Annotated in this window: 19 protein-coding genes; 14 read left to right on the top strand and 5 right to left on the bottom strand. The window is 40.8% G+C overall.

Going from position 1 to position 16,513, the window contains the following annotated elements:
* The first annotated feature begins 290 nt into the window (after positions 1-290).
* Positions 291-1,049 (top strand): LmeA family phospholipid-binding protein, encoded by a 759-nt coding sequence (locus tag L6494_RS09370; protein WP_237994111.1) that lies wholly within the window; start codon positions 291-293, stop codon positions 1,047-1,049.
* A gap of 110 nt (positions 1,050-1,159) precedes the next feature.
* A complete protein-coding gene (crtO, locus tag L6494_RS09365; protein WP_237994109.1) occupies positions 1,160-2,854 on the top strand; it encodes a beta-carotene ketolase CrtO in 1,695 nt (564 codons plus the stop codon).
* A 487-nt stretch (positions 2,855-3,341) separates the two neighbouring features.
* Here the strand turns inward: crtO and L6494_RS09360 are convergent, their stop codons facing one another.
* The gene (locus tag L6494_RS09360; protein WP_237994107.1) at positions 3,342-3,734 is read right to left on the bottom strand and encodes a DUF6335 family protein; all 393 of its coding nucleotides are present in this window, start codon (positions 3,732-3,734) and stop codon (positions 3,342-3,344) included.
* A 362-nt stretch (positions 3,735-4,096) separates the two neighbouring features.
* Here L6494_RS09360 and L6494_RS09355 point away from each other — a divergent pair, with 362 nt between their 5' ends.
* The 5 genes from L6494_RS09355 (at position 4,097) to truB (ending at position 8,050) form a co-directional block, all read left to right on the top strand.
* Complete coding sequence (locus tag L6494_RS09355; RefSeq protein WP_237994104.1) at positions 4,097-4,498, top strand: DUF2267 domain-containing protein; 402 nt, start codon at positions 4,097-4,099, stop codon at positions 4,496-4,498.
* Between the two features lie 38 nt (positions 4,499-4,536).
* Positions 4,537-5,637 (top strand): DJ-1/PfpI/YhbO family deglycase/protease, encoded by a 1,101-nt coding sequence (locus L6494_RS09350; protein WP_237994102.1) that lies wholly within the window; start codon positions 4,537-4,539, stop codon positions 5,635-5,637.
* Positions 5,638-5,811: 174 nt separating this feature from the next.
* A complete protein-coding gene (locus L6494_RS09345; RefSeq protein WP_237994100.1) occupies positions 5,812-6,198 on the top strand; it encodes a hypothetical protein in 387 nt (128 codons plus the stop codon).
* A gap of 53 nt (positions 6,199-6,251) precedes the next feature.
* Entirely contained in the window at positions 6,252-6,593 is a 342-nt protein-coding gene (locus L6494_RS09340) for a cupin domain-containing protein (RefSeq protein WP_237994099.1), read from the top strand.
* Between the two features lie 578 nt (positions 6,594-7,171).
* Entirely contained in the window at positions 7,172-8,050 is an 879-nt protein-coding gene (truB, locus tag L6494_RS09335; RefSeq protein WP_237994097.1) for a tRNA pseudouridine(55) synthase TruB, read from the top strand.
* 138 nt (positions 8,051-8,188) lie between these two features.
* On the opposite strand, the gene L6494_RS09330 is transcribed toward truB, so the two are convergent.
* Entirely contained in the window at positions 8,189-9,211 is a 1,023-nt protein-coding gene (locus tag L6494_RS09330; protein ID WP_237994095.1) for a fatty acid desaturase family protein, read from the bottom strand.
* A 79-nt stretch (positions 9,212-9,290) separates the two neighbouring features.
* On the opposite strand from L6494_RS09330, the gene L6494_RS09325 reads away from it, so the two are divergent.
* The 7 genes from L6494_RS09325 (at position 9,291) to L6494_RS09295 (ending at position 14,076) form a co-directional block, all read left to right on the top strand.
* Positions 9,291-9,665, top strand: coding sequence for a Lin0512 family protein (locus L6494_RS09325; protein ID WP_237994093.1), 375 nt, complete (start codon positions 9,291-9,293; stop codon positions 9,663-9,665).
* 21 nt (positions 9,666-9,686) lie between these two features.
* A complete protein-coding gene (locus tag L6494_RS09320; RefSeq protein ID WP_237994091.1) occupies positions 9,687-10,073 on the top strand; it encodes a nuclear transport factor 2 family protein in 387 nt (128 codons plus the stop codon).
* 548 nt (positions 10,074-10,621) lie between these two features.
* Positions 10,622-10,936: a hypothetical protein gene (locus tag L6494_RS09315; RefSeq protein WP_237994089.1), complete on the top strand. Its 315-nt coding sequence runs from the start codon at positions 10,622-10,624 to the stop codon at positions 10,934-10,936.
* A 428-nt stretch (positions 10,937-11,364) separates the two neighbouring features.
* Positions 11,365-12,552 carry an AbrB family transcriptional regulator gene (locus L6494_RS09310; protein ID WP_237994087.1) on the top strand — a complete coding sequence of 396 codons (1,188 nt, stop codon included), beginning with the start codon at positions 11,365-11,367 and terminating at the stop codon, positions 12,550-12,552.
* Positions 12,553-12,769: 217 nt separating this feature from the next.
* On the top strand, positions 12,770-13,585 hold the full coding sequence (locus tag L6494_RS09305; RefSeq protein ID WP_237994085.1) for a DUF1838 domain-containing protein: 816 nt from the start codon (positions 12,770-12,772) through the stop codon (positions 13,583-13,585).
* 87 nt (positions 13,586-13,672) lie between these two features.
* Positions 13,673-13,930, top strand: a complete 258-nt coding sequence (locus L6494_RS09300; RefSeq protein WP_237994082.1) for a type II toxin-antitoxin system ParD family antitoxin — start codon at positions 13,673-13,675, stop codon at positions 13,928-13,930.
* Positions 13,927-14,076 carry a type II toxin-antitoxin system RelE/ParE family toxin gene (locus tag L6494_RS09295; protein ID WP_237994080.1) on the top strand — a complete coding sequence of 50 codons (150 nt, stop codon included), beginning with the start codon at positions 13,927-13,929 and terminating at the stop codon, positions 14,074-14,076. The genes L6494_RS09300 and L6494_RS09295 overlap by 4 nt, the downstream gene beginning before the upstream one ends.
* A gap of 183 nt (positions 14,077-14,259) precedes the next feature.
* On the opposite strand, the gene L6494_RS09290 is transcribed toward L6494_RS09295, so the two are convergent.
* From L6494_RS09290 to L6494_RS09280, 3 genes are all read right to left on the bottom strand, one after another.
* Entirely contained in the window at positions 14,260-14,628 is a 369-nt protein-coding gene (locus L6494_RS09290) for a pentapeptide repeat-containing protein (protein ID WP_237994078.1), read from the bottom strand.
* On the bottom strand, positions 14,618-14,932 hold the full coding sequence (locus L6494_RS09285) for a hypothetical protein (protein ID WP_237994075.1): 315 nt from the start codon (positions 14,930-14,932) through the stop codon (positions 14,618-14,620). The genes L6494_RS09290 and L6494_RS09285 overlap by 11 nt, the downstream gene beginning before the upstream one ends.
* A 93-nt stretch (positions 14,933-15,025) precedes the next feature.
* Positions 15,026-16,462 carry a deoxyribodipyrimidine photo-lyase, 8-HDF type gene (locus L6494_RS09280; protein ID WP_237994073.1) on the bottom strand — a complete coding sequence of 479 codons (1,437 nt, stop codon included), beginning with the start codon at positions 16,460-16,462 and terminating at the stop codon, positions 15,026-15,028.
* Positions 16,463-16,513 lie beyond the last annotated feature (51 nt).

The following is a 16,513-nucleotide window of genomic DNA, read 5'->3' as shown; positions in this document are numbered from 1 at the left end:
AGAAGCAATCCCCTCCATCACAAGGTACTACTTTATTCCGCAATTCTTTTATTTGGTGCAACTTCATAGAGAATTGATATTAAACCAGTTATCAGTTATCAGGGGTATGGTTTGGTGTTTCCCAAGGGAGATTTTACCCAACACTTTTCACTGTTAAAAGTAATAGTTCTGATTACCTTTAATTCTGTCTACTGACTTTTCTCTTAAAATAGATATACCATGTTATAGATTCGCTCAGAAATACTTAAAGTTTAAAATAACTAACAGTAGTACATAAAAAATGTAGATTAATGTCAGAACAGCAAAGTTTAGACAAGCAAATCATCTCCCAAGTAGCTGAAAGAAGTATAGCTAATCAGTTAGAAGCCGCAGAACAAATTGATATATATGTAGAAACTGATTTATTAAAAATCGTTCAGGGTCAAGCAGATGGTGTAACAGTTTCTGGACAAGGCTTGGTGACAAAAGAAAATATCCGTGTCCAAGAAATTAAATTGCAAACAGACAGGATTGATATTCATCCTCTCAAGGCTATTATCGGGCAGATTCAACTCAATAAGCCAGTTAATTTAATAGCTCGTGTTACCCTCAACGAAACTGATATTAACCATGCGCTAACTTCTGATTTTTCTCGCAAGTTGGTGCAGAATTTTGAGTTGGAGGTAGAAGGGAAAATTATAAATTTTGATCTACAACAAATGCAGATAGTTTTATCTGATAATAAACGAATGCGATTGAGGGGAAAAGTACAATTAATAGAAAATGGTCATAGTCGCCCGCTAGGATTCACAGCCATCATTCGCCCCCGTACCCACTCCTACCCGATTATGCTAGAAAGTTTTCAATGTACTGAAGGCGAGGGTGTTTCTCTCAATTTCCTTGTGGCTTTGATGCAGAAATTTCAAGACCTGGCAAATTTACCTTCTTTACAATGGGAAGATATGCAATTAAGCATTAAAAATATTGAGTTGCAAAAACAAATCTTAATTCTTTTGGTAGAAGCTAATGTAAGTCAAGTACCTGATTCCATCATGGAATTAACTAAATGATTATATGGTTATTAGTACACCTTAACTGATTTTTGAACTAATTAGCAAGGTTGTAATTTCTGCTCACCCTTTGTAATATTATCAAGCCACACTATTTTCAAATTATCAATATGCAAGAATATGATGTAGTAATTATCGGTGCAGGACATAATGGGCTAGTTTGTGCAGCTTATTTGCTCAAAGCTGGCTATAGTGTCTTACTTCTAGAAAAACGTTCTGTTCCAGGTGGTGCAGCCACAACTGAAGAATGTTTACCTAAAGAAGCACCTGGATTTAAATTTAATTTGTGTGCTATTGATCATGAATTTATTCATCTAGGGCCAGTTGTTGAAGAATTAGAATTAACAAAATACGGTTTAGAATATCTAGAATGTGATCCAGTTGTTTTCTGTCCCCATCCTGATGGTAAATATTTTTTAGGTCATAAATCTCTAGAAAAAACCTGTGCTGAGATTGCCCGTTATAGTGAACGTGATGCCAAGAAATATGCAGAATTTACAGACTATTGGCAACGGGCTATAGGTGCAATGATACCCATTTTTAATGCACCACCAAAATCAATCATTGATATCGCCGGTAACTACGACATCACCAAGTTAAAAGATTTACTTTCTGTAATTGGTTCTCCAAACAAAACCCTGGACTTTATCCGTAATATGTTGACCAGTGCAGAAGATTTACTCGATGAGTGGTTTGATTCAGAGTTTCTCAAAGCACCCCTCGCCAGACTAGCATCAGAATTAGGTGCGCCACCATCCCAAAAAACTCTTGCCATTGGGGCAATTATGATGGCTATGCGTCATGACCCTGGTATGGCTAGACCACGGGGCGGTACTGGTGCATTGGTGGAAGCTTTGGTCAAGTTAGTTACCTCTAAAGGTGGTAAAATTCTCACAGACCAACAGGTAGAAAAAGTTTTAATTGATGACGGTAAGGCCGTTGGTGTCAGAGTTGGTGGTGGTACTGAATATCGTGCTAAATATGGGGTCATTTCTAATATTGATGCCAAACGGTTATTTTTACAAATGACCGATAAAAGCGATATCGATGCAGCCGACCCCGATTTATGGGAAAGATTGGAACGCCGCATTGTTAATAACAATGAAACTATCCTGAAAATTGACTTGGCTTTAGATGAACCCCTGCGTTTTCCCTACCACGCCCATAAAGATGAATATCTTGTTGGTTCTATCTTAATTGCAGACTCCGTTGCTCATGTAGAACAAGCACATAGTAAATGTACCTTGGGAGAGATTCCTGATTCTGACCCCTCTATGTATGTGGTCATGCCTAGTTTCCTTGACCCTACCCTCGCACCTCCAGGTAAACATACAGTATGGATTGAATTTTTCGCCCCCTATCAAATTGCTGGCGCGAAAGGTACAGGTTTAAAAGGGACTGGTTGGACGGATGAGTTGAAAAACCAGGTTGCTGATAGGGTGGTTGATAAGTTAGCAACCTATGCACCGAATGTAAAAACTGCAACTATTGCGCGTCGTGTCGAAAGTCCGGCAGAATTAGGTGAGAGGTTAGGCGCGTACAAGGGTAATTATTACCATGTTGATATGACATTAGATCAAATGGTGTTTTTCCGCCCCTTACCTGAGTTAGCTAATTACAAAACCCCCATTGATAATCTATTTTTGACTGGTGCAGGGACTCATCCAGGTGGTTCGATTTCGGGAATGCCTGGACGTAATTGTGCGCGGGTATTTTTGCAAACTAAGCACCCGATAACTCAGACTTTGAAAGATGCGCGGGATTCGATTAAATCTACTGTGGGGTCGGTGTTTGGGATTGGTTAGAAATTAGATATGGGCGTTGCTGATTGATGGGATGAATTTTGTTTCGCGCAAAGGCGCAAAGGCGCAAAGGCTCGAAGAATCAATCTTTAGCTTTGGTCAAAAATCTGAATTCATCCCGCATTTATGCAACGCCAAATTAGATATAGGAATCCGATTTGATTTATGAAACAATCTAAGTAAAAGTAGGGTGTGTTGGGCGTAAGCCGCAACGCACCGAAGGCGTTGGGGAAGGTGCGTTACGCTGTCGCTAACACACCCTACTGGACTATTTATCTGTTCAAAAATCAAATATGAGTCCTATATGTTGGTTTTTGTGGTCTAATTTGCGCCTATCCTACCGGGAATGCCAAAGGCGAATATTTAAACTCATTCGCTGATAAGTGTTCCCACAGGGTAGGGGCGCGGAGAGTTGTTGAGAAATTTTACTTTTGAATTTTGTTAGCGCAGCGTTAGCGAGTCATCGAGCGTCATTTTGAATTTTGAATTGTTAATGGCGTTCTTGGTAATCTTCGGCAGAGGTGGGGTCTAATTCCCAACGTGCATCGTCGCGGTGTTCTAAGATGTCTTGGGTGTGAAGTAACTCGTTATCATTCATTTCTAAGCCGACTGCTGCTTCTATCTCTTCTGTGACATTTTGGTCGGGAGTGGGAGCAGTACCACCAACAGCTTCATCTCCTACTGAGTCTGCATTTTGCCAATAAGCATCAACATCACCACCAGTCAGTTCGGGACTGGTTTGGGTGTATTCATGTCTTCTTTCCTGGAGGGTACGCCCTCCAATATTGTATCCTGGGATGTCTTTTACACCAGTACCATAGGATTCGGTGATTTCCTGTGGTAAGTCTTCTGATTTAATTTCTGGATGATTATTTTCTGTCATAAAACTAGCCTTTACTATATTATCACCATAACTATTTTTAGTTGATTAGTTGTACTTCATAAGATGTACAACTTGAGAAATAAGGCAATCTATTTCCTAAGAACGAAGTAAATCTAGAGATTTCAACTTAATCTTAAAAGTATGAAATCTAAGGTCAAGCCACTTGTAGTTGAATCTGGTAGTTATGAGCTAGGAGTTCTCAACCCACGTCGAAGTTAGATAAAAAACTTCCTACTCATAACTATTTTTTTGTGGATTTTTAAATATTAATCTTAATCATTAAAATTGGATTTTTATTTTTATTTATCGCTGAAAAATATCTGAGATCACAAAAGGCTGAATTGTGTTCAAGGGAGGGCAAAATGGAATACAACGAGTTTATTACCCACGTACAAAGCTTGGCTCAATCAAACTCTCGTGAAGAGGCAGAACGTGCTACTCGTGCGACGCTAGAAACTATTAAAGAACGCATTTCTGGTGATGAAGCTCTAAATTTATCTACTCAATTGCCACAGGAACTTGGTGATTGTTTGAAAGGGCGAGAGGGACAACCAGACGAAAGCTTTAATTTCCAAGATTTTATTGTGCGTGCAAGTCAAAAAGAAAATCTAGAACCTACAACAACAGCAATTCATGTTCGTGCTGTTTTTGCTGTGTTGCAAAGTGCTGTCACACCAGTAGAGTTTGCTAAACTACATCATCATTTTTCTCACGATTACGAAGAAATGTTTGCTACACCACCTACTAGCGAAGTAACAGCGTAAACAATTCAAAATTCCACATTATTTAGATAGGAAAGAATATGACTAACCATAATAATCACTCTGGGAAAAAAAGAATAGCTATTCTGATTGAACAAGCTGTAGAAGATGTAGAATTTATTATTCCTTGCAATGGGCTGAAACAAGCAGGGTTTGAGGTTGTTGTCCTTGGTTCGCGGATGAATGAAAAATACAAGGGCAAACGAGGCAAACTTTCTATACAAGCTGATGCTACCACTACAGAGGCGATCGCATCTGAATTTGATGCTGTGATAATTCCTGGTGGGATGGCCCCTGATAAAATGCGCCGCAACCCCAACACAGTCCGCTTTGTGCAAGAGGCGATGCAGCAAGGAAAATTGGTGGCTGCGGTTTGTCATGGGCCACAGCTTTTAATTGAAGGCGATTTGCTCCAGGGTAAGCGAGTTACTGGTTTTAGTGCTATCCGCAAAGATATGATTAATGCGGGTGCAAACTATCAAGATGAACCATTGGTAGTTGATGGAAACTTGATTACATCCCGCGAACCTGGAGATTTACCAATTTTCACGACGGCGATTTTGAGCCGTTTGGGTTATGGCGGTAAAGAAGCTGCATTACCAGATGAGAAAGATACGGGTGCAGAATGGTGGAAATTAGCTGATGCTTGGGGTGGTTCAACTAAAGGTGATATTGTTCGCGGCTTGAATACAGCTTTGGGTGGAGAACGTTATTCACTAGAAGCACTGGAGAGTTACGTAGAAAAAGAATCGGATACACAAGCTAAGGCGTTGTTTCAAGAAATGATTGTCAATAAACAACGCCATATTGAAAGACTAGAAACATATCTGCACAGACTCGGTGAGAAACCTTCTTTTGGCGCGAATATTGCCAATCAATATGCAAAGGTGAAAGCAACTTTTACAGGTAGTGATGACATTTACCAGATACGCTGCGCCTTGGGTGATTTGCAAACAGGGATTGGTGATATTGGTAACTTGTGTGCAATGTATACTGACCCAGTTGCAACGGCTATTTTTAAAGGAATTTACCAAGACTTAGTGCAGTATGAACAGCGATTAGTAGAGCTATATCGGACGGCGCGGATGGCTGCTGAAGTTAAGCCTCCTAAGCCGACGACAGGGGCGGCTGTCTCGATGTGAGGGAATAGGGAGCAAAATTGGGCGTTGCTGAATTTGGGTATGAATTTACTCACGCAGAGGCGCATTCGCGGAGCGTCCCGCAGGGAAGACGCAGAGAGTAAGAGTTTGAGATGTCAAATTTTGCAAATTCATTTCCCATGATCAATATACACATGATAATAAGTGAGGAATGTTATGAATCGCGTAATTTATTGGGTACAAAATTTTCTTCTGCGTCAAGTTCTAGTTATTTGTTTGATAGGAGCTACCTTTTTTATAGGTCAGTCTTTTATATACACTAATGCCATGATTGCCCAGGCTGATGTTAAAACCCCAGAGGGTATTTATTACAAAGGTACACCCGATAATGAAGGGATTAGAAATGATACTCAAGTAAGAAATGCCCAAGAAAAGCTCAAAGGAACTGTTGATAATGTTCGAGAAAAGCTAAATTTAAATGAAGAAACTCCTAAAGCTACAAAAGAGTTTAAAGAGAATGTTCAAAGAAAAGTAGGAAAAGCAGTTGAGCCAATTACTGGTGAGAAACGTGGTTATTACCAACGACCGGAGTCTCAACGATAAATTGGGAGACAATTTTAAACACAGTCGTACTCAAACCTTAAGGTGATGAAATTATGAGTGATACCAGCGTTAAAAAAATTGACTCTACCCATTCTCCCAAAGGTAAACTAGGTCAGAAATATTTAGCCTCTGGCAAAACTGTTTCTATGCGTCTTTGGGAAAATGAACAACCAGAAGAAGATAAACACCCAACAAGCCGTGAATATGAAACCGTTGGTTATGTAATTAATGGTCGTGCAGAACTGCACATTGAAGGACAAATGATATTACTAGAACCGGGAAGTTCTTGGGTAGTACCAAAAGGGGCAAACCATCACTACAAAGTTCTAGAGCCATTTACTGCGGTAGAAGCAACTAGCCCCCCTGCCCAAATTCACGGACGTGATGAAAATTAAAACAAATAATAAGTAGAACAGGGTAAATAATTAAAGGTTTGTAGTGTTCGCGGAGCGTCTCGTAGAGAGAACTTTAGTTCTCTCTGCGTTCTCTCCGTTCGCGGAGCGTCCCGCAGGGAACAAAAAAGGACTAAAGTCCTTACTACGAACTTAATCCTAGTCTTTTTACATTACTTAACATAGTTTGGTTTTTTCAAGTTGTTCTACTTAATTTTTTGTCTCCCCCTGCTCCCCTGCTCCCCTACTATTTAGCGGTGGGAGCTATGACCCCTCACCCCGGTATTGAGTTCCACAACGTAGAATAAAGAAAACGACCACAGTGATAACCGTGATCGTAGACGAATTAACTATACAAAGTAGATTGTACTACGAATAAACGTCTATTATCCTATCCCCCAAAAGGGGGTTTTTTTTCGCTGCTGTAATAAGTATGATATTCGCCCATGTGCGATCGCTCCCATGAGAGTCAACCAAAAACCTGAGAAATTTGCCTATTCCCTGTCTTGCTCAAAACTTACGCCGAAAGCCACCCGATAATATTAAAATTATGGCTGATCGGCAAATTACCAAATTTCACAGTGCAAGGTTTTATTAACTTAAACAAGCCATTTGGCTGGACTTCTCATGATTGCGTGGCGCGGGTGCGAAAATTGTTAAAGCTCAAACGTGTAGGACACGCAGGAACTTTAGATCCAGCCGCTACTGGTGTGCTACCAATTGCAGTTGGTAAAGCTACAAGATTATTACAATATCTCCCCAGTGACAAAGCCTATAAAGCCACTATCCGCTTAGGGGTGCGGACTACAACGGATGATTTGCAAGGTGAAATCATCACTTCCCAACCCTGTGGGGAATTAGATTTAGCCGATGTAAAAACCGCACTCGCAAAATTTATCGGTAAAATTGAGCAAATACCACCAATTTATAGCGCGATTCAAGTAGAAGGGAAACGCCTGTATGATTTAGCTCGTCAAGGGGAAACAGTAGAAGTTCCCCCACGGATGGTAGAAATTTATAGTACAGAAATTTTGGATTGGCGCGTTGGTGATTTTCCAGAATTGGATGTAGAGATAGCCTGTGGTGGGGGGACATATATTCGCGCGATCGCTCGTGATTTAGGTACAGTGTTAAATACTGCTGGAACTCTCGCCGCTTTAACCCGTACTCAAAGCAGTGGCTTTAATTTAACAGATAGTCTCACCTTCGCTGACTTAGAAACCCAACTACAAGCCGGGACATTTCAACCCATCTCCCCAGATGCAGTCTTACAACACTTACCATCTGTGACTTTACCCAATATTTCTGCACAAAAATGGTGTCAAGGACAGCGTATTTCCCTAAATCCAGAAATGGCTGGTAATGTGCGAGTTTACGAAACAGAAACCCGTTTTTTAGGAATTGGGGAATTACAAGCGGGTGTATTAATTCCCCAAATGGTGTTTGAACCGATTGCTTAAAGTTTGTAGTAAGGACTTCAGTCCTTATTTCAGCTTAAGGTGTAGATAGGAAAGCCATCTCAGTGGAAGGGTTTCCCAACTTGAAGCGCGTAGTGTTTGACGTAAGGAAACCTAACACCCTAATCTACTAATGATTGATCAAATTAGCATCATGCGATCGCCACAAATCTCAGATGTAGTAGCTTCACCAATCAAGGAAGGATGATGACTCAATTCATAACTTGATTTAATATAACCAGAATCTAATTGCATAGGGGGAAGTCCATGTTTTACTAACACCCCCTGAACGCGCTCAAATGCTGCTGGAAGCTGATTAAAAGGAATCCCCGGAAAAGCATGATGTACTGCATGATAATTTAAACCACCCATGAACCATCCCAAGAGGGGAATAGTTCTCAAATTGCGAGAAGTATAAAGCTGGGTTAACTGATGATTGGTAAACTTCCCCCACAGTGCGTAGTGTTCCAAATGATCGCGTGTCTGCATGATGATTCCAATCACCCGTTCCATCATCACCCAAAATAAGATGTAGCGCAGCAACTCCCCATGCAAAATCACGATAGTCAGCAGCACAACTTGTATCATCAGCATCCCTGAGACATCCAACAGCAATTGGCGACGCATCCGCGAACTTAAATTTTGCAAGCGCACAGCCATCATAAAAGTTTTAATAATTAACCCAAGTCCACCGAGGAGGAAAATATCACAACCCCACTGATGGCGGACATACCATTGTAAAATCGGGTGTGCTTGTTGGTATTCTTGCCAAGTCCATTGTACCCGTTCAGGATCTCTGAAATCGCTGCCATTCCAACCATGATGTAAGCCGTGTAACTCTGCATAGAGACTATAAGGCCACAACATCGGCCAGCTAATCAATCGAGGTATCACTGTATCAAACCAAATCCACCCCGTCAAAGTGCAATGACTCATATCATGGGTACAAACTAGCCAAAAACAGTAGGAAATTCCCGCTATGATTGTTGCACTCACAAATAAAATATTGTTCTGCATCAACCAAGCCAAAGCTACACAACTGATAAATACCAAGCCAACGAGACTAAACCGCAGTAATCCCACTCCAGGGTTAACTTGATGTAAGTCGGCGGTGACTTGTTGTAAATCAGTAGAAATATTAGTGTGAGTGCGATCGCGCATCATAATTTGTAATTAGAAAATCATCAGATTGAAATACACTACTCCTATCTATAGTTAAAAGTGAAGATTATGGGAGTTAACTGTGGCTCGTAAACGCTTAATTATTGAGATGGGAATGGGTGTAGATCAACACGGACAAGAACCAACTGTAGCCGCAGCAAGAGCTGTTCGCAATGCGATCGCCCACAATGCTTTACTGGGTGTATGGGAAGTTGCTGGTTTAAATGACCCGAATGAGATGATTGTGGAAGTCCAGGTAGCAGTACCCTATCCTGAACAAGTCAGAGAAGCTGAAGTCTTGGCTGTATTACCCTTTGGACGCAAAAGCCTGACTGTAGAATCAGGGGGAATGGTGGTACAAGGACGCGCTATTGCTTCCCTGAACGACAAAAATGACGAAATGTTAGTGGCGATCGCAGCCGTGACAGTTTTGGTAGAAACTAGTGAAAAGTCATGAGTGCTGAGATACAACCAAATTATGTCAACTGAAACAATTGAAAAAGCCGTTGCTGCTTATTTTAGCAATATTGCAGCCATGAACCCAGAAGGTTGGGTTAATAACTTTGCTGAAGATGCTATAAGTCACGATCCTGTAGGTGAACCACCAGCAAAAGTTCATGAAGGATTCCGCGAATTTATCGGACAGTTGCAAGCTGTATTTGCCAAATTAGAACCGACAACTGAACATATATTTATTGCTAGCAATGAAGCAGCCGTCAAATGGACAATGACAGGAGTTAGCAAAAGTGGTAAGTCAGTGAAATTTGAGGGAATTACTATTTTTGAAGTCAACGCTGAAGGTAAGATTCAAACCACTCGCGCTTACTGGAATCCAGCGCAGATGATCGCACAATTGCGCTCTTGATATTACCCATCACCCAATAACTTACAACTCCTTATTTTCTAACTCCTGTTCTTCTTCATAAAACCACATTTCTGCTAATAAAGTGAAACCAAATAGCCAAACTATACCAATAACGGTCAACCAAAATATCCCCATCATTTTGATCACCTCTAAAACTATGCTCAAGAAAAAACTTAGACACTTCGAGAACTCATCACCCCGGTTTCTTGGAGTAATATCATGTTCGCTTGATTGCTGATGAAACCCGAAGAACCCCACCCCGCCACAGCCACGCTTTGTCTCCCCTCCGCATGAACGGGGAGGGATTGGGGGTGGGGTTTAATGACTAGTTGGAAACATAACTAATTTTTATAACTAAATTATCGCTGCTAATTTGCTAAAACATTGACATAATTAATAAAAATCAACGTCTAAAATTAATTCCATAGTTATGTTACAGATCACCCCCTAACCCATCGCACTTACTGGTGCGCTAAACTAGGAATATTGGGAGCAAAATCTCTGGTAGTAAATTCAGCCTTCACACACCTTTTATTACTCCAGCGAATATGTCTCACGAGCATGAAGAATCACTTAAACCAACACACTTTGCTGACTTAATCAGAACCGCACAGTTAGTATTTGACCCTGCGTCTGGGGTTGCAGGTAGATACATACAAGTTGATTGGCAAGAATTTGGTATTCCCGATGAAGTGGCGGAGAATTTACAATTACTTGGTCAAAAATATCGCTATGCCTCTCCTCATATTTCCAGTGATATTATTTGGGAACAATTGACCCCAGTGACTAGAACATGGTTTCTCAACAATAAAGAGGAATTATGGAAGTTTGAAGAAGCATTCCCAGCTTTAGACGAAGACTAATACATTTACTTTAGGGGTGTGCATCTGTGCGTCCCTACTTAATATCTTTTGGTGTAGCTATAGCGTTTCTCGGTTGAGTACAAGAACCCCACCCCCAACCCCCTCCCCGCCAGCGAGGAGAGGGGCTTATATATCATTTAATTAGGAAACGTTATATCTAAGCACTATTATTTACCCTAACACACTGAACTGGCACAGCTAAAATGAGCAATGCGAAACCCAACATCCTGTAAGTGTATTTCAAAAATTTAATTAAGATTATATTATTTAATAATTTATAAACTATTCTAAATTAATGTTATGGTGGAACTCTATAAGATAAATCAAACGTGTTATTTAATACATAGTTATACAGATAAATACGAGCCTTTTTCCGGTAAGCCCTATAAATTTAAGTGCATAGTTAAATCATTTCAAATCGCGTATAGATGAATCAAAGTGTAAGTCCTGTTTCCACCCTAAAGGAAACCATTAATCAACAGATTGGAGTTGCCAAACCACAGCTAATAGGGAAACCAATCATAGTCCTTACATGGGAAGTGCTGTTATCCGTTCCCCTAGCTATAGCGTTAACGAAGTTACACTTTGGCGGAATTTCCTGGATATTTGGCGGTATTGCTGCGGGTACAGCGATTTTGCAATGCTGTCGCATATTTTACCAGCATTCGCCCCGCCCAAATCGGATGGCGAGAAAAGTTGGTATGGCGTTAGTAGGACTGACAGTTGGTGCTACCAATGCTAATAGTGATTTAACTAGCCTAGGGGCTGGAATTCCCATATTTATAGTGTTGACCCTATTTTTACTGTTGTGTGGGGGTTTTATTGGTTATATTTACTCCCGCTTGAGTAACACCAATCTCTTAACAGCGATGCTAGCTACAGTTCCTGGGGGTGTGGGGGTGATGTCAGCGATCGCAGCTGATTATGATAAAAATGTCACCTTAGTAGCAATGGTGCAGGCTATTCGCGTTACCTCTGTAGTTTTACTGATTCCCTTCATAGCGAGAACAGCAGTTGGGAATGACTGGAATTTACCAACTCTATCAGTTAATAGCGGTTGGCTGAATTTTGATCTATCACAATTAGAATTATTAGCATTAGCATTGCCAATCACCGCCCTCATAGTTTATGTTGTTGCCATTTTCAAGATACCTGCGGGGGATTTTTTTGGTGCATTACTACTAGGACTCACATTCAATTCTGTATTAGGTTGGTTGCCATTTGTCAGTGAGATTAATTTTAACCCACCACAATTGATTAATATTATTGGTCAAACGCTTCTGGGAATCACCATTGGCGAGTATTGGGGAGAAAAACCCACCTTTAGCAAAAGAGCTATAGGTTACGCTTTAATGTCTGTAGTTATGACTTTAATTACTGGTGCGATCGCGACTATACTAGCAATGCAATTAACCTCATGGGACTGGTTGACTTGTTTATTAGTCACCGCACCAGGGGGAGCAGCAGAAATGATTTTGGTTGCACTGGCATTAGATCATAATGTAGAAATTGTGACAACAGGTCATTTAGTACGGCTCATCGCCATCAACAGTTCTTTACCCCTGTGGTTATTTTTATTTCGCCATCTTGATAGTCAAAGCAGTTTAGAGGTTTAGGTGATTGGGGATTGGGGACTGGGGACTGGGGATTGGGGAACTCGGGGCCCCCTCTGGGGATAAGGGGCAATGGGGACTGGGGACTGGGGACTGGGGATTGGGGAGAGTAACTAATGACTAATTACGTTAGCGTAGCGGGGCGCAGCCCATTACGAATTACGAATTACGTTAGCGGAGCGGGGCGTTAGCCCATTACGAATTATTTAAGGATTTTATTATGGTTGCTGAAACTCAAGAATTAGATGCTCAATATTGGGTGAAAACTCGTTCTTCTCTTGACTCAACTGAATCAACTTTCCTTACCTGGAAAGGTAAAATTTACGCCTTTATTCCCGGTGAGAGAAGAAAACTACTGTTTAAAATTTTGGGTTTGAGTGTGAGTAGGTGCATTCCTACAGAAGTAGGTAGCTGGGATTTTACTTCTAGGGAACTCACCTATTATTTAAACCCAGAAACAGACGAAATTTTACGGACATGGGAAAATCCCTGGACAGGGGAAACAGTACCAGTAATTCATGTCGCTAATAATCCTGTGCAGGGTTGTTTTAAAGGCAAATTCCCCGCCCAAGTCGAGGGAGATAACACAACTTTTGTGTTTGATATTTTTCCTACATATCCCAACCCTTTAGCAGACGATCCAAAATTAGCTGAATACAGCCCCTATCAAACTTATCAAGCCGCAGAATTATTTAAACTCACAGTACCAACCGCAGATTTATTTAACTCAGAACTAACTTCAGTGTCACAATTGCGGCTAAGTTGGGATAGGATTGGTCAATGGTTGCCTTGGATGAAAATGAGCGATCGCCCCGGCTATCTTATCTATAGTGCATTGGGTAGTAAAGTCAAGGGTTTAACAGAATTGCCCCAGTTACTTCAAGATGAAATTAATTATCGCGTACCTTTATATAAGCAAGCTCCAAAGGCTCTTAATAATGGTGAAGATATGACATCTTGGTTATACTTCCAAAAGCACTTTCCAGCATATCTATCTGGTGAAATATTCCCCCTACCCGTCGCCGAAGAATCTTGAATTAACTATCAAATCTATGCCTGATGGGTGGTGAAGTTGCTAGAAAATGGATAAAAGTAGAGTGCTATTTATCTAGAGGTAGACAGTATGTATATCCAAATTACACCAGAACTAGAGCAATTTATTCAAGCACAGCTTGCAAGTGGTAGATTTGCTAGTGCAGATGATGTCGTCAATGAAGCTTTTAAGCTACTACAAGAAAGAGAACAGCAGATTAAAAAATTACGAGAAGAAATTTCTCTAGGTACTGAACAAATTGCTGCGGGTCAAGTGACCGATGGTGAGGTTGTATTTGCCAGATTACAAGAAAAAATTCGTCAAATTACTGAAGAGTCTAAAGAATGAGTAATTATTCCTTTTCAGATATAGCAATTCAAGATTTAGATGAAATTTGTGAATATGTTGCTCGTCACAACCCAAAAGCAGCCAGTAAGCTTTTTGATGACATTCGTCAGAAATGTAAATTACTAGCTGATTTTCCTAATATGTGAAAAAGTTACGGCAGGCTTACAGCAAATTTGCGCGGTTTTGTTGTGGATGATTACATTATATTTTACTACCCTCAAGAGAGCGGAATTACTGTGGTTCATGTTGTGAATGGTTATCGAGATTTAGAATCTTTGTTTGCAGACGCAGATGAATAGAAAAATTAAATAACCACACTTGCGGCAAAATCAAAACTTCTGCATATTTCTACTAATAGGATCAAAACCTTGAGAAAAGCGAGTAGTTTCATCATAATAAGCCCCAGTTAAATCTGCACCATACAACTTAGTAAAATTAAGTTTAGCTCCTCGCAGATTGGCCTCATTTAGTTTAACTCCACACAAATTTGCTCTAGTCAAATTCGCATTGGCTAGATTTGCTCTGCTCAAGTCTGCGCCCCACATTTTGGCTTTAGCTAGGTTAGCACCAGTTAAATCTGCTCCCCATAAATTTATTCCAGGTAAATAGGCTGCAATTAACTTGGCTCTAATTAAATTGGTGGCGGGAAAATATCTCTCCCCTGCTTTATATCGCCGTTTTATTTCCTCAGCATCCATTTGTTGTATTTACCTTCTTCAACAATAAAGAAGTTATCTGTTCCCATTCTTGGTTGATATCCCCGCTAAACGCTGGCTGACTGCTGCGCTGATACCAGTAATGGGCATTATTTAAATCGCCTTCTTTCCGGTGTAGATAAGCATGAACCCAAGCACTATCAGCATCACGGGCATCCTGTACAATATCATGGGCTTGATTCCAATCACCTTGTTTGTCATACCACAAGGCTTGTAGTGCTTTTGGTAGGGTTTGCGGACAGGGACGCTGTTTTGCCATCAATCGCAGAAATTCTTCTGTATTCACGATCGCTACTCCACAAGTATCAAACCTCTATATCCAAGATACTCCGCAAATAACTGTTATGAAATGTGATGCGTAAAACCCTTGTCAATAAATCTAGATTAAATCCTTTTGCTGTTGATAGCGTTGCTTAAATAGGGCTTGCTGTTTTTTATGATCCACAATTGGTTCAGGATAGCCAACAGCATGACGTTCTAAGGGTGTAATCTTACCTGTCACCAAATATTCTGTATCCATAGACCGCAATTCAGGCAACCATTGGCGGATATACTCAGCGTCAGCATCGAATTTTTGAGACTGACTAGCTGGGTTGAAAATCCTCACAGGTTTGGGGTCCATACCGCTAGAAGCACTCCATTGCCAACCCCCATTATTAGCAGATAAATCACCGTCAATTAGCTTCTGCATAAAGTATTTTTCCCCCCACTGCGGATTAATTAATAAGTCTTTAGTCAGAAAGCTAGCTACAATCATCCGACAACGGTTGTGCATCCAGCCAATTTCATTTAACTGGCGCATGGCTGCATCTACAATGGGGTAGCCTGTTCTTCCCTCACACCAAGCTTGAAAATGTTCCGTGTTACTTTCCCAGGGGAAGGTTTTAAAGACATCACGGTAAGCACTCTCAGCCAGTTCGGGGAAGTTATACATAGCGTGTTGATAAAATTCCCGCCAAGCTAGTTCTTGTTGCCAAGTGCGGATACTGGCGATCGCTTCTTCGCTGTTATAGTTTTCTAATGCTTCTATTGTCGCTTGCCAGACGGTGCGAATACCAATTACGCCAAATTTTAAAGCGGGACTCAGTTGTGATGTACCATCAATGGCGGGAAAGTTACGCTGTTCTTGATATTCTGTAATGGTTTTGGCGGTAAATTCCTCTAATTTTTCTTGTGCGGCTGCTTCCCCTGGAGGAATGATCAAGTCTTCATCCCAAGCAAATCCTAACTCTTTAGCTGTGGGTAATGCGATCGCTCCTGCTTGTTTGGCAAGTTCCTGTTCTGCTTCTGTTAATCCTGCTGCATTTTCCAGGGTTTCTACTGGTTTCGCCTTCGGTTTGCTGTACCAATTTTTCCAGAAGGGTGTGTAAACGGTGTAAGGTGTATTATTACCTGAGAAAATTTCCTCTGGTGCGTGGAGAATTTGATCCCAGTTATGGGTGAGAAATTCTATACCTTTGGCTTTTAGAGTTTCTATGATAGCGCGATCGCGTGTTTGGGAATATGGTTCTACATCCCAATTCCAAAACACAGCTTTGGCTGGCAACGCCTCAGCTAAATTAGGAATACTCTGTACAGGATCACCATGAAGGATTAATAACTGACTCCCCGCCTCTACATATCGCTGTTGTAGTGCTTGCAAACAGCCAATCATGTAAGTAACTCTAGCAGGTGCAACATCATCCCGTTCCAGAATGTTCGGGTCAAGGCAAAACACACCCACTACTTTAGCGGTTTGCTTTCTTGCCAAAGCTAATCCAGTATTATCAGCAATACGTAAATCACGACGATGCCAAAATAAAATTAAGTCAGACATTGTAGATTTTTATATATAGTTCACTTGTACTAGTTTAAACCCTAGTAAGTA

The sequence above is a fragment of the Nostoc sp. UHCC 0870 genome, from assembly GCF_022063185.1.
GTDB lineage: Bacteria > Cyanobacteriota > Cyanobacteriia > Cyanobacteriales > Nostocaceae > Trichormus.
Note: the sequence above shows the minus strand (reverse complement) of the source record. Positions and strands in the feature narration are given on the sequence as shown.

Bases quoted from the DNA above. Each gene is read 5' to 3' on its own strand.
- L6494_RS09370 (WP_237994111.1), top strand. From the start codon at position 291: ATGTCAGAACAGCAAAGTTTAGACAAGCAAATCATCTCCCAAGTAGCT.
- crtO (WP_237994109.1), top strand. From the start codon at position 1,160: ATGCAAGAATATGATGTAGTAATTATCGGTGCAGGACATAATGGGCTA.
- L6494_RS09360 (WP_237994107.1), bottom strand. From the start codon at position 3,734: ATGACAGAAAATAATCATCCAGAAATTAAATCAGAAGACTTACCACAG.
- L6494_RS09355 (WP_237994104.1), top strand. From the start codon at position 4,097: ATGGAATACAACGAGTTTATTACCCACGTACAAAGCTTGGCTCAATCA.
- L6494_RS09350 (WP_237994102.1), top strand. From the start codon at position 4,537: ATGACTAACCATAATAATCACTCTGGGAAAAAAAGAATAGCTATTCTG.
- L6494_RS09345 (WP_237994100.1), top strand. From the start codon at position 5,812: ATGAATCGCGTAATTTATTGGGTACAAAATTTTCTTCTGCGTCAAGTT.
- L6494_RS09340 (WP_237994099.1), top strand. From the start codon at position 6,252: ATGAGTGATACCAGCGTTAAAAAAATTGACTCTACCCATTCTCCCAAA.
- L6494_RS09330 (WP_237994095.1), bottom strand. From the start codon at position 9,211: ATGATGCGCGATCGCACTCACACTAATATTTCTACTGATTTACAACAA.
- L6494_RS09320 (WP_237994091.1), top strand. From the start codon at position 9,687: ATGTCAACTGAAACAATTGAAAAAGCCGTTGCTGCTTATTTTAGCAAT.
- L6494_RS09315 (WP_237994089.1), top strand. From the start codon at position 10,622: ATGTCTCACGAGCATGAAGAATCACTTAAACCAACACACTTTGCTGAC.
- L6494_RS09310 (WP_237994087.1), top strand. From the start codon at position 11,365: ATGAATCAAAGTGTAAGTCCTGTTTCCACCCTAAAGGAAACCATTAAT.
- L6494_RS09305 (WP_237994085.1), top strand. From the start codon at position 12,770: ATGGTTGCTGAAACTCAAGAATTAGATGCTCAATATTGGGTGAAAACT.
- L6494_RS09300 (WP_237994082.1), top strand. From the start codon at position 13,673: ATGTATATCCAAATTACACCAGAACTAGAGCAATTTATTCAAGCACAG.
- L6494_RS09295 (WP_237994080.1), top strand. From the start codon at position 13,927: ATGAGTAATTATTCCTTTTCAGATATAGCAATTCAAGATTTAGATGAA.
- L6494_RS09290 (WP_237994078.1), bottom strand. From the start codon at position 14,628: ATGGATGCTGAGGAAATAAAACGGCGATATAAAGCAGGGGAGAGATAT.
- L6494_RS09280 (WP_237994073.1), bottom strand. From the start codon at position 16,462: ATGTCTGACTTAATTTTATTTTGGCATCGTCGTGATTTACGTATTGCT.